A 12,407-nucleotide genomic window follows, 5' to 3' on the forward strand; every position below is an offset into this window, starting at 1 on the left:
CGGCGGCGATGTTTGCCGACGGTGCCCGCGCGGAAGTCGCGGCGTTGCGCGATCGCCCCGACATTGCCCCCGCCGCACCGATCCGCCGTGCCATCGGCGTACCGGAACTGACGGCGGTGCTGGCCGGAGAAATGACCGAAGATCAAGCGCTTGATCTAACGTGCGTCGCTACCCGGCAATATGCCAAACGGCAATATACCTGGTTCCGCAACCAGCCTCCGGCGTGCTGGCGGCGCAGTCATGCGTTAGAAACAATCGATCTAATGCATGAAATGGATATTTTATTACGCAGTTAGCGATTGACACGTACATTTCGTGCAACTAGCAGCGCCGCTCCAACGCTGCTAAGGCCGCAGCGCGAAAGGAGACGAAACGTGACCGAGAAAAGCGGAGCAGACATCCTGATCGAGGCGCTGGGCGATCTCGGCGTGGAGGTCATCTTCGGCTATCCCGGTGGTGCGGTCCTGCCGATTTACGACGCGCTGTTCCGGCACAATGCTGCGGGCGGTCGGATCAAGCATATTCTGGTGCGCCACGAACAAGCCGCCACGCATGCCGCCGAGGGCTATGCCCGTTCAACCGGCAAGCCCGGTGTCGTTCTCGTTACCTCGGGCCCCGGCGCGACCAATGCCGTCACCGGCATCACCGATGCGCTGATGGATTCGATCCCGATGGTGGTCATCACCGGCCAGGTGCCGACAGCACTGATCGGCACCGATGCCTTTCAGGAGGCCGATACCGTCGGCATCACGCGCCACTGCACCAAGCACAATTATCTGGTGAAGGACCCGGCCACGCTGGCGCGACGATCCACGAGGCGTTTTACATCGCCACCTCGGGTCGCCCCGGCCCGGTCGTGATCGATATCCCCAAGGATGTGCAGGTCGCCACCGCGCGTTACACCAAGCCCGGCCCGATCCGCCACAAGACCTATCGCCCGCAGGTAAAGGCCGACCAGGCGCGATCGAGCAAGCGATGGATATGCTCGCCGCGGCCGAGCGCCCGATCCTCTACACCGGCGGCGGCATCATCAACGCCGGGCCCGCGGCCAGCCAATTGCTGTGCGAACTGGCGCGGATCACGGGTGCACCCGTCACCTCGACGCTGATGGGCCTGGGTGCTTATCCGGCAAGCGGGCCGCAATGGCTCGGGATGCTCGGGATGCACGGCACGTACGAAGCCAATCTGGCGATGAACAAGGCCGACTTGATCCTGTGTCTCGGCGCGCGTTTCGACGATCGCGTGACTGGGCGGCTCGACGCGTTCAGCCCCTATTCGCGGAAGATCCACGTCGATATCGACCGCTCGTCGATCAACAAGAACGTCCGCGTCGATTTGCCGATCGTGGCGGATGTCGGCCATGCACTGGAAGACATGGTGCGCGTGTTCAAGGCACGCCGCCATCCCAAGCCCGATCTCGCCGAATGGTGGCGGATGATCGCAGGCTGGCGCGCGGTGAAGAGCCTCGATTTCGCCGAGACCGGCCCCGAAATCATGCCGCAACGCGCGATCCGCGCGTTGTGGGAGGCGACGCACAAGCGCAGCCCGATCATCACCACCGAAGTCGGCCAGCATCAGATGTGGGCCGCGCAGCATTTCGGCTTCGAGGGCCCCAACAAGTGGCTGACCTCCGGCGGGCTCGGCACGATGGGCTATGGCCTGCCCGCCGCGATCGGCGCGCAGCTCGGCAACCCCAAGGCGCTGGTCATCGACATTGCCGGCGAAGCCTCGATCCAGATGAACATTCAGGAGCTGGCGACCGCGGTGCAGTATCGCCTTCCGGTCAAGATCTTCATCCTCAACAATGAATATATGGGCATGGTCCGCCAGTGGCAGGAACTGACCTATTCGAGCCGCTATGCGGAAAGCTATTCGGACACGCTGCCCGATTTCGTGAAGCTGGCCGAAGCCTATGGCTGGAAGGGCATCCGCATCGAAGGCATCGGTCAGCTCGACGACGGCATCGCCGCGATGCTCGATCATGATGGGCCGGTGCTGGTCGATTGCCGCGTGGCCAAGCTCACCAACTGCTTCCCGATGATCCCGAGCGGAGCAGCCCACACCGACATGCTGCTCGCATCGAGCGAAGTGTCGGGCGAAATGGACGACGAAGCGAAGGCGCTGGTCTAATGCACATCACCGAAGAAAAAACGCAGCGGCACACGCTGGCCGTGATGGTCGATAACGAGCCGGGCATTCTCGCCCGGATCGCCGGCCTGTTCACCGCGCGCGGTTACAATATCGAGAGCCTGACCGTGTCGGACGTCACCGCCGACCAGGCCGTCAGCCGCATCACCATCGTCACCTCGGCCAGCGCGCATGTGATGGAACAGATCATGGCGCAGCTCGACCGGCTGGTGCCGGTGCATTCGGTGACCGATCTCACCGCACTCGGGCCGCATGTCGAGCGCGAACTCGCGCTGCTCAAGGTCTCCGGACACGGCGAACACCGGATCGAGGCGTTGCGCCTCGCCGATGTGTTCCGCGCGCGCGTGGTCGACACCACGATCAACAGCTTCGTGTTCGAACTCACCGGCGGGCGCGAGAAGATCGATGGCTTCATCGCGCTGATGCGGCAAGTCGGCCTGTGCGAAGTCGCGCGCACCGGCATCGTCGCCATCGCCCGCGGGGACAAGGCGATTTGAAGAAAATACCCCTCTCCCACCGGGAGAGGGAGGGGCCCGCCGCGAAGCGGTGGGAGGGTGAGGGCGATGATGCTCAAGCCCATCACCCGCACCACCTCCGACGAGGCGGCTAAGCCACCACGTCTTCGTATCCTCTCCCACGGGGAGAGGGCTTTGATAGGGAACCAAAGAATGCGCGTTTTATTATGATGCCGATGCCGACCTGAACCTGATCACCGACAAGAAGATCGCGATCGTCGGTTATGGCAGCCAGGGCCATGCCCATGCCCAGAACCTGCGCGATTCGGGCGTCAAGGAGATCGCCATCGCGCTGCGCGCTGGTTCGACGACGGCCAAGAAGGCGACCGATGCGGGCTTCAAGGTGATGACCAATGCCGAGGCCGCCGCCTGGGCAGACATCACCATGATCCTCGCGCCCGACGAGCATCAGGCCGCCATTTATGCCGACGATCTCCACGCCAACCTGAAGCAGGGCGCGACGATCGCGTTCGCGCACGGCCTCAACGTGCATTTCGGTCTGATCGAGCCGCGCGCCGATCTCGACGTCATCATGATCGCGCCCAAGGGCCCCGGCCACACAGTGCGCAGCGAATATGTGCGCGGCGGCGGCGTTCCGTGCCTGATCGCGATCCATCAGGACAAGAGCGGCAACGCGCACGACATCGGCCTCGCTTATGCCTCGGGCGTCGGCGGCGGTCGCTCGGGCATTATCGAGACCAACTTCAAGGAAGAGTGCGAAACCGATCTGTTCGGCGAGCAGGCCGTACTGTGCGGCGGCATCACCCACCTCATCCAGGCCGGCTTCGAAACACTGGTCGAAGCGGGCTATGCCCCGGAAATGGCCTATTTCGAGTGCCTGCACGAGACCAAGCTGATCGTCGATCTGCTCTATGAAGGCGGCATCGCCAACATGCGCTATTCGATCAGCAATACCGCTGAATATGGCGACATCGTCACCGGCCCGCGCATCATCACCGATGCGACCAAGGCCGAGATGAAGCGCGTGCTCGCCGACATCCAGTCGGGCCGTTTCGTCAAGAACTTCGTGCTCGACAACCGCGCCGGCCAGCCCGAACTCAAGGCCGCGCGCAAGCAGGCCGCCGCGCATCCGATCGAGAAGGTCGGCACGGAGCTGCGCGCGATGATGCCGTGGATCGGTGCCAACAAGCTGGTGGACCAGACCAAGAACTGAGCCGCGTTTCCTTCGGCTATGGTGGAGGGCGCATCACGCGCCCTCCACGAAACGGATCGTTGCCGAAACAGCGTTTGACGCTGCCACCCGTTGCGCCGCACTTGGGGGCCACGTAACAGGAGAACCGCAATGCGTCTTACCCATCTCTACGCCGCTACCGCCGCCGTGCTGCTCCTTGGTGCACCCGTCATCGCACAGATGGCACCGCCCGAGATGTTGCACGGTGCAGGCACTGTCGCGGACATCAAGGCCGGCACCTATGCGGTCGAGCCACACCACACCCAGGTGACTTTCAGCGTCAGCCATTTCGGCATTTCGCCTTATGCCGGCACCTTTTCCGATGCCAGCGGCACGCTGAAGGTCGATCCAGCGAAGCCCGCCGTCACCCAGCTTGACGTGACCCTGCCGATCGCCAGCGTGCAGACCACCAGCGCCAAGCTGACCGAAGAGCTGAAAGCAGCCGACTGGTTCGACGCCGCCAAATTCCCGACCGCGACCTTCCATTCGACCAAGGTCACCCGCTCAGCGCCGATGCCGTGGCGGTCGATGGCACGCTCACACTGCACGGCGTGACCAAGCCGGTCACCTTCCGCGCAAAGCTGTTCGGTGCGGCCACCAATCCGATGAGCAAGAAAGCTTCGATCGGTTTCCTCGGCCGCATGGTGATCCATCGTTCGGACTTCGGCGTCAGCAAATATGTGCCCGTCGTGTCGGATGAAACCGTGCTGGTCATCAACGCGGCATTCGAGCTTCAGTGAGCCCAACGATCCCCCCGTCCGAGGACACCGAAGGCCGCCCCGGCGTGGGCCGGGTCGAGGCGTTTTCGGACGGGGTGATCGCGATCATCGTCACCATCATGGTACTGGAGCTGCACCCGCCGGTCGCGGCGGGGCTCGATAAGCTGTGGTCGCAATGGCCCGTCTTCTTCGCCTACGCGCTCAGCTATCTCTACGTCGCGCTGTACTGGTCGAACCATCACCGGCTGTTCAGCCATGCAACCGTGGTCAGCAACGGTCTGATCTGGTCGAACATGGCGCTGCTGTTTGCACTGTCGCTGGTGCCGTTCTCGACCGCCTATCTCGGCGAGCAGCATTTCAGCCGCGATGCGACCCTCGTCTATCTCGTTACCATGTTCGTCCCGGCCATCGCTTACGCCTGGCTACAGCGCGTGATCCGCGCAACCGGGGTACAGGGCGCACGCGCCAGCCGCTATCACGTGGCGACGCTGCGCAAGGGCATCGTTGCGATCATCCTGTATCTGGCGGGCATGCCGCTCAGCTTCATCTCGCCCTGGCTCGGCATCGGCTGCGCGATGCTGGTGGCGGTGCTGTGGTTCCTGCCCAACAGTCCTTTCGACCGCCTGTTTGAATCCCGGACTGGACAGCCTACCCCGTGACTTGCTAACGCGCCGCGACCATGACGCAGGCTCTGCTTCTTTCGCTGCTTCGACTTACGCGCTTAGGCGCGCCCCTCGCTGCGCGCCCACGGGCTGCGCCGCGACCCGCCTAAGGGACAGACCGCCCCAAACGTCGATCCGCGATACCGAGCGAGACCAACCATGCTGCGTGACCCTTCGACCAAATACCGCCCCTTCCCCACCATCGACTTGCCCGATCGGCGCTGGCCGTCGCAGACGATCGCCACCGCCCCGCGCTGGCTCTCGACCGATCTGCGCGACGGCAACCAGGCGTTGATCGACCCGATGGATGCCGAGAAGAAGACCCGGATGTTCGACCTGATCGTCAAGGTCGGCATCAAGGAAATCGAAGTCGGCTTCCCCGCCGCCGGCGCGACCGAATTCGATTTCATCTCGGGGCTGGTCAAAAGCGGCCGCATCCCCGACGACACCATGATCCAGGTGCTGACCCAGTCGCGCCGCGATTTGATCGAAACCAGCTTCCAGTCGCTGCGCGGCGCGCGCGCAGCGATCGTACATCTCTACAATGCGGTGAGCCCGGCCTGGCGCAAGATCGTGTTCGGCATGACTCGCGCCGAGGTAAAACAGATCGCCATCGACGGTGCGATGATCCTGCGCGACCAGGCCGCCGCCCAGCCCGATACCGACTGGTATTTCGAATATAGCCCGGAAACCTTCTCGACTGCCGAGCTCGATTTCAGCCTCGAGGTTTGCGAGGCGGTGATGGACGTGCTGCGCCCGACGCCCGACCACAAGCTCATCCTCAACCTGCCCGCCACGGTCGAATGCGCGACGCCCAATGTCTATGCCGACCAGATCGAATGGTTCGGCCGCAACATCCGCAACCGCGATTGCGTCGCGCTCAGTCTGCATCCGCATAACGATCGCGGCACCGGCGTCGCCGCCGCAGAACTCGGGCTGATGGCGGGGGCCGACCGCGTCGAGGGTTGCCTGCTCGGCAATGGCGAGCGCACCGGCAATTGCGACCTCGTCACCGTCGCGCTCAATATGTACACGCAAGGGCTTGATCCGAAACTGGACTTTTCGGACATCGACGCGATCGTCAACACCGTTACCTATTGCACACAGCTCCCCGTGCATCCGCGCACGCCTTATGCGGGCGATCTGGTGTTCACCGCCTTCTCGGGCAGCCATCAGGACGCGATCAAGAAGGGCTTTGCTGCGCAGGAAGCCAAGAACGATACGCTGTGGGAAGTTCCCTATCTGCCGATCGACCCGGCCGATCTCGGCCGCAGCTATGAAGCGGTGATCCGCGTCAATTCGCAGTCCGGCAAGGGCGGCGTCGCCTGGGTGATCGAACAGGATAAGGGCCTGAAGCTGCCCAAGCGCCTGCAGGCCGATTTCAGCCGCCACGTCCAGCGTCTGGCCGACGAAACCAGCCGCGAAATGAACGCGAGCGACATTTGGGGCCTGTTCGAGTCCACCTATCTCGCGCGCGGCGAGGACCGCTTCCGTCTGCTCGATTATAATGAGAGCGGCAGCGTCGGTGACCGCCTGTTCGTCGGCCATGTCGCAGTCGATGGCGAGGAACGCTCGATCTCCGGGCGCGGCAATGGCCTGATTTCGGGCGTCATCGCGGCGCTCGGCGAAACCACCGGCCCCCAGCTCGACGTGGTCGATTATAGCGAACATGCCATCGGCCATGGTGCCGATGCGCAGGCCGCGGCCTATGTCGAATGCCGCACGGGCGACGGGCGCACCGTGTTCGGGGTCGGCATCGACGCCGATATCGCCACCGCCAGCGTGCGCGCGGTGCTCAGCGCGGCGAACAGGGCGTAGCGCCCTTCCCGTTCGCCCTGAGCCTGTCGAAGGGCTCGTCTTCGCAGGCCCCAGATCCTCGCTTCAGGCGAGGGGGGCTTCGACGGGCTCAGCCCGAACGGGGCAATGGGACAAGACCGGATGTGCGCTACCGCCCGCGCACAATCTCGCACCCGACCGCAGCATCGGGATACACGTCCGGCTTCGACGTACGCACCGTCACGCGCTCGACGCGCGGGTCTGCAAGACACAGCGCCGCGATCGCCTCGCACAAGGTTTCCTGCAAATGGAAATGGCGGTCGGCGACCAGCGCCTGCACGCCTGCGCGCACGAAATCATAATCGAGCACCGCATCGATGCGGTCTTCGGCGGGGGGCGGCGGGATAGACCACCTCCATCCGCACCGACACGATCACGCGCTGCCGCGCCGCCAGTTCGTGCGGATGGATGCCGAGCCCCATCGTCACTTCGAGACCCTCGAGGATGGTGGTGAACCGAACCGTCATACCCGCCCCTCGAACATCACGTCGCGCGCGCGCGGCAGGAAGCGCTGGCCGCAATCGACGTACACAGTCTGCCCCTGCACGCCCCGCGCCTCCAGCAGGAAGGCGACCGCGCGGGCGATATCGACGGGATCGACCGGACGCTGCAACGGGTTCTTGCGCGCCGCTGCGGCAAATTCGGCGTCGCTCTGGTCGGCGCTGGGCAAGGACAGGCCGGGCGACACCGCATTGACGCGGATGCGCGGCCCCAATGCCTGCGCCAGCATCGTCGTCGCGCCCGCAAGGGCGAGCTTGGCGCAGGTATAAGAGAAGAAATCGGGGTTGAGATTGGCGATCTTCTGGTCGAGCAAATTGACCACCGCTCCCTCCGTCAGATCCTGCTGCTCCGCCAGGGCGTTGGCCAGCAGCACCGGGGCCTCGAGATTGACGGCATAATGGTCGCGCAGCAACGCCCGGCCGATGCGCGGCGGCGTGTCATAGTCGAAGAGCGACGCGCTGTTCACCACCGCCGCGAGCGGCCCGCCAAACGCCGCCCGCGCGGCCTCGACCAACGCCCCCGGCACTTCCGCGTCGGACAGATCGCCGGTCAGCACCGTTGAGCCGGGCAAGGCCGCCGACAGCCGGTCCGCATCTTCCGCCGAATGCAGATGATGGATTGCGACGCGCCAGCCCTCGCCCGCCAGATGCCGCGCAATCACCGCCCCAAGGCGACGCGCCGCCCCAGTCACCAGCACGGTGCGCGGCATTGCGATCAGCATCCCATCAAGGCGAGGATTTCCTTGCGGCTGCGTTCGTCGTCGCGGAACACACCCATCATCCGGCTGGTGACCATCGCAACGCCTGGCGTCCGCACCCCGCGCGCAGTCATGCAGGCATGGCTCGCCTCGATCACCACCGCCACACCCAGCGGCTTGAGATTGTCCCAGATGCAATCCGCGACCTCCGCCGTCAGCCGCTCCTGCACTTGCAGGCGGCGGGCAAAGGCGTGGAGTACGCGCGCCAGCTTCGAGATGCCGACGACGTAATTGCCCGGAAGATAGGCGATGTGCGCCTTGCCGATGATCGGGGCCATGTGATGTTCGCAATGCGACTGGAACGGAATGTCCTTCAGCAGCACAATCTCGTCATAGCCGCCCACTTCCTCGAAGATCCGCGCCAGATGGACTGCCGGATCGTCGGCATAGCCCGAACAATATTCCTTCCACGCCCGCGCGACTCGTTGCGGCGTCTCCCGCAAACCCTCGCGCGCGGGGTCGTCCCCGGCCCAGCGGATCAGCGTGCGAACAGCTGCCGCGACCTCCTCCGGCACCGGAATCTTCGCCGGTCCGGCCACCAGATCGCCGTCGCCGCCTGCATCGGAACTATCGTTCATTATCTTCCCTTACCCCGATCCGTGCGATTGACGTTACGGCAAATGCGTTTCGCCGTACTGCAACATGAATTCCAGTCGCCCTGGAAACTGTTCTATTTTGAACACAGCGGGCGAATGCCGCAGTTTCCCTATTATTATGTCATTGACGGGCGATTCAACGACACGCTATTTCACAAACCGTACATTCGAAAACCAGCACCCGACATGAGATTGGGGCTGACCATCAAGGGGATGCCATCATGAAGAAGTTCGAATTGCTTGCAGCGTCGGCTTTGGCGATGCTTTCTGCCACGCCCGCCCTGTCGCAAACCACTCCTCCCCCGGCTCCTGCGCCCCAAACCACGCCCGATGGCGATGACATCGTCGTCACCGCAACCAAGCGCGAGCAGACGTTGCTCGATACGCCTGTTGCAGTGTCGGTAACCAGTGGCGCAACGATCGAGCAAGCGCAAATTCGCGATCTGAAGGATTTGCAAAGCGTCGTGCCGTCGCTGCGCGTCAATCAGCTCCAGAGCTCGGCGAACACCAACTTCATCATCCGCGGCTTTGGCAACGGTGCCAACAATGCCGGGATCGAGCCTTCGGTCGGCGTATTCATCGACGGCGTGTACCGCTCGCGATCGGCCGCGCAGATTTCCGATTTGCCCAACCTGAAGCGCATCGAAGTGCTCCGCGGCCCGCAATCGACGCTGTTCGGCAAGAATGCCTCGGCGGGCATCATCAGCATCGTCACCGCCGAGCCCGCCTTCAAATTCGCGGGCAATGCCGAGGCGACCTATGGCAATTACAACGCCGTCGTCCTGAAGGCGGCCGTCACCGGTCCCATCAGCGATACGCTCGCCTTCAGCATCGGCGGCAATTACAACCGTCGCGACGGGTACGCCTATGACGCCTTGCAGAAGACCAACGTCAACGATCGCAACCGCTGGGGCGTTCGCGGGCAATTGCTGTTCCAGCCGAGCGCCGATTTCAAGATCCGCGTGATCGGCGATTACGACAAGATCGACGAAAACTGCTGCGTGGCCGGCAACCTCATCAATGGGTCCACCGGAGCGATCGTCCAGGCGCTGGCCGGCGGCAACGGGATCGATCCGCAGAACGTGTTCTCGTACAAGGTGTACAACAACTTCCTGTCGAGCAACAAAATCGAGAATTACGGCGGATCGGTTCAGGCCGATTACAACCTCGGAAAGGTCGCACTGACCTCGATCACCGCCTATCGCGAAGTGAAGAGTGCCACCAACCAGGATTCGGATTTCACCGGTGCCGATCTGATCGGGCGGAATTCGGCCAATGTCGGGATCGATACGTTCACGCAGGAACTGCGTCTCGCCACCGATTTCGAGGGACCGCTCAACTTCCTGCTCGGCGGCTTCTATTTCAACGAAAAGATCAACCAGAAGAACCAGATCACGTTCGGTTCGCAATTCCGCCCCTATGGCAATGCGCTGATCCAGGGCGCGACCGGTGGTGCATTGAGCGTCGCCACGCTGGAAACGACCTTTGGCGCGCTTGAAGGGAATCCGGCGAAATATACCGGCACCTTCTTCCGCACCGGCGACGGCCTGAACGAATCCTATGCGCTGAAGGACGAATCCTTCTCGATCTTCGGCACCGCCGATTTCAAGCCGGTCGACCGGCTGACGCTCACCGCCGGGTTCAACTATACCGACGACCGCAAGCACTTCTCGACCAACGTTGTCAGCACCGACGTATTTTCCGGCATCAACTTCGATGCGCCGCAATATGCGCCGTTCCGCAACCAGTTGCTCTACCAGGGCGGCCTCGCCCAATTGATCGGTACGCAATTGGGTCTTGGCCGCTCGGCCACCGCAGCCGAGATCGGGGCGTTCGCAGGTGCCAATCCGGCGGCCTTCAGTGCGATCAACGCAGGTGCGCAGGCCAACGCCAACGCCAATCAGAACAACCCTGCGGCCAACCCGCTCGCGGCGCTGCGCCCGCTGCAATTCCTGCCGCCGTTCCAGAACGTGCCCAACGCGGTCGAACCCGGCAAGACCAGCGACAGCAACTTCTCCTACACGTTGCGCGCGGCGTACAAGCTCGACAACCACCTGAACGCCTATGTCACCTATGCGACGGGTTTCAAGGCGAGCTCGGTCAACCTCTCGCGCGACAGCCGCCCGACTGCGGCGGATCTCGTCGCGCTGCGTACTGCCGGGCTTGCCGTCGTCAATCTCAGCTCGGGCTCGCGTTTTGCAGGCCCTGAAAAGTCGCGCGTGATCGAAGGCGGCATCAAGGGACAATATCGCAACTTCGCCTTCAACATGGCGGTGTTCCAGCAGCAGATTACCGGTTTCCAGAGCAACGTCTTCACCGGCACCGGCTTCTCGTTGCTCAACGCGCCCAAGCAATCGACCTTCGGGGTCGAGTTCGATGGCAGCGTGACCCCGGTGCCGCGGCTGACGCTCAACGGCGCGGTGACCTATCTCGACCCGAAATACGACTCCTTCCCCAATGGCGGCGCGATCGTCGCGGGCACCTACACGGTCGGGCCGGTCAACCTGTCCGGAACACGCCCGGCCGGCATCCCTGAATTCTCGGCATCGATGGGGGCCACTTATACCCAACCGCTGTCGCACGGGATGAAGCTGTTGCTGCGCGGCGACTTTGATTACCAAACGCCGGTGCAGATCGCCGAAGGCGTCATCACCCTTGAACGCGAGGTCAAGGAACTCAACCTTGCCGCGACGCTGCAGTTCGAGAACGGGCTCGAAGTTTCGGCCTGGGGCCGCAACGTCACCAACAACCACTATATCACGACGATCTTCTCGTCGGTGGCGCAATCGGGCAGCGTTTCGGCCTATCCCAACCAGCCCGTTACCTATGGCGGGACGATCCGCTTCAAATTCTGAGCGACGCTTTTGTGGCGTAACGGCCCGCTTTCCGAACCGGAGAGCGGGCCTTTTTGCGTTACAACCCCGAAACCGACGCATTTCAGGGCATTGTAAGGCGTGACAAGGGCAAAAAGGCAGCGCACAAGGAGCGCAGCGCTATTCAAGGCGTGAAACCGATGTCGGTTGTAACGACACTCAGGAAGGACACATAATGGCCAAGACCCCAACCGCGAAGAGCGATGCGCCCAAGACCGGCGGCATCTTCGCGCCCATCACCCCCTCGGCCGAGCTCGCGCGATCGTCGGCACCGACAAGCTGCCGCGTAGCGAAGTCATCAGCAAGGTGTGGGCCTATATCAAGGCACACAATCTCCAGAACCCGGAGAACAAGCGCGAGATCGTCGCCGACGAAAAGCTGAAGAAGGTTTTCGGCAAGGACAAGGTGACGATGTTCGAAATGAACAAGCACCTGGCAGGCCACATGAAGGCCTGATCCCTCCTGGATCGCTTTTAAAAGACGTCGGACGCCGGCACCTCCGCAGGGGTGTCGGCGTTTTGCGTGTGTGGGGGGCTTGCTCCTCCCCTTCTTCCTCCCCTCCCTGGAAGGGAGGGGTTGGGGGTGGGTCGGCTGATGGCGAGTGTCAC

Annotated in this window: 10 protein-coding genes and 4 pseudogenes; 11 read left to right on the top strand and 3 right to left on the bottom strand. The window is 63.1% G+C overall.

Annotation, left to right across the window (positions count from 1 at the left end; genetic code table 11):
* The 8 genes and pseudogenes from NW75_RS09780 to leuA form a co-directional block, all read left to right on the top strand.
* Window positions 1-296: pseudogene (locus NW75_RS09780) on the top strand (tRNA dimethylallyltransferase); the annotation flags it as partial.
* 78 nt (window positions 297-374) lie between these two features.
* Window positions 375-2,130, top strand: a pseudogene (locus tag NW75_RS09785) (acetolactate synthase 3 large subunit).
* Window positions 2,130-2,645, top strand: a complete 516-nt coding sequence (gene ilvN / locus NW75_RS09790; protein WP_010403246.1) for an acetolactate synthase small subunit — start codon at window positions 2,130-2,132, stop codon at window positions 2,643-2,645. Before NW75_RS09785 ends, ilvN begins: the two are co-directional and overlap by 1 nt.
* Window positions 2,646-2,847: 202 nt before the next feature.
* Window positions 2,848-3,837 carry a ketol-acid reductoisomerase gene (ilvC, locus tag NW75_RS09795; protein ID WP_033965003.1) on the top strand — a complete coding sequence of 330 codons (990 nt, stop codon included), beginning with the start codon at window positions 2,848-2,850 and terminating at the stop codon, window positions 3,835-3,837.
* A gap of 129 nt (window positions 3,838-3,966) precedes the next feature.
* Complete coding sequence (locus tag NW75_RS27310) at window positions 3,967-4,410, top strand: YceI family protein (RefSeq protein ID WP_269430306.1); 444 nt, start codon at window positions 3,967-3,969, stop codon at window positions 4,408-4,410.
* The gene (locus NW75_RS27315; RefSeq protein WP_269430307.1) at window positions 4,407-4,595 is read left to right on the top strand and encodes a YceI family protein; all 189 of its coding nucleotides are present in this window, start codon (window positions 4,407-4,409) and stop codon (window positions 4,593-4,595) included. The genes NW75_RS27310 and NW75_RS27315 overlap by 4 nt, the downstream gene beginning before the upstream one ends.
* Window positions 4,592-5,233: a TMEM175 family protein gene (locus NW75_RS09805; protein WP_231565090.1), complete on the top strand. Its 642-nt coding sequence runs from the start codon at window positions 4,592-4,594 to the stop codon at window positions 5,231-5,233. The genes NW75_RS27315 and NW75_RS09805 overlap by 4 nt, the downstream gene beginning before the upstream one ends.
* Before the next feature lie 162 nt (window positions 5,234-5,395).
* The gene (gene leuA, locus NW75_RS09810; RefSeq protein ID WP_033965006.1) at window positions 5,396-7,054 is read left to right on the top strand and encodes a 2-isopropylmalate synthase; all 1,659 of its coding nucleotides are present in this window, start codon (window positions 5,396-5,398) and stop codon (window positions 7,052-7,054) included.
* 127 nt (window positions 7,055-7,181) lie between these two features.
* On the opposite strand, the pseudogene NW75_RS09815 reads toward leuA, so the two are convergent.
* The 3 genes and pseudogenes from NW75_RS09815 to folE all read right to left on the bottom strand — a co-directional run bounded on the left by NW75_RS09815 (window position 7,182) and on the right by folE (window position 8,908).
* Window positions 7,182-7,539 (bottom strand): annotated as a pseudogene (locus tag NW75_RS09815) (dihydroneopterin aldolase).
* The gene (locus tag NW75_RS09820; RefSeq protein ID WP_033965011.1) at window positions 7,536-8,282 is read right to left on the bottom strand and encodes an SDR family oxidoreductase; all 747 of its coding nucleotides are present in this window, start codon (window positions 8,280-8,282) and stop codon (window positions 7,536-7,538) included. The pseudogene NW75_RS09815 and the gene NW75_RS09820 overlap by 4 nt, the downstream one beginning before the upstream one ends.
* Before the next feature lie 5 nt (window positions 8,283-8,287).
* A complete protein-coding gene (gene folE, locus NW75_RS09825) occupies window positions 8,288-8,908 on the bottom strand; it encodes a GTP cyclohydrolase I FolE (RefSeq protein ID WP_033965008.1) in 621 nt (206 codons plus the stop codon).
* A gap of 42 nt (window positions 8,909-8,950) precedes the next feature.
* Here folE and NW75_RS25115 point away from each other — a divergent pair, with 42 nt between their 5' ends.
* The 3 genes and pseudogenes from NW75_RS25115 (at window position 8,951) to NW75_RS27745 (ending at window position 12,255) form a co-directional block, all read left to right on the top strand.
* Window positions 8,951-9,151, top strand: coding sequence for a hypothetical protein (locus NW75_RS25115; RefSeq protein ID WP_033965009.1), 201 nt, complete (start codon window positions 8,951-8,953; stop codon window positions 9,149-9,151).
* Window positions 9,148-11,781 carry a TonB-dependent receptor gene (locus NW75_RS09835; RefSeq protein WP_033965010.1) on the top strand — a complete coding sequence of 878 codons (2,634 nt, stop codon included), beginning with the start codon at window positions 9,148-9,150 and terminating at the stop codon, window positions 11,779-11,781. Before NW75_RS25115 ends, NW75_RS09835 begins: the two co-directional genes overlap by 4 nt.
* A gap of 193 nt (window positions 11,782-11,974) precedes the next feature.
* Window positions 11,975-12,255: pseudogene (locus NW75_RS27745) on the top strand (SWIB/MDM2 domain-containing protein).
* Window positions 12,256-12,407 lie beyond the last annotated feature (152 nt).

It is taken from the genome of Sphingomonas sp. Ant H11 (genome assembly GCF_000797515.1).
Classification (GTDB): domain Bacteria; phylum Pseudomonadota; class Alphaproteobacteria; order Sphingomonadales; family Sphingomonadaceae; genus Sphingomonas.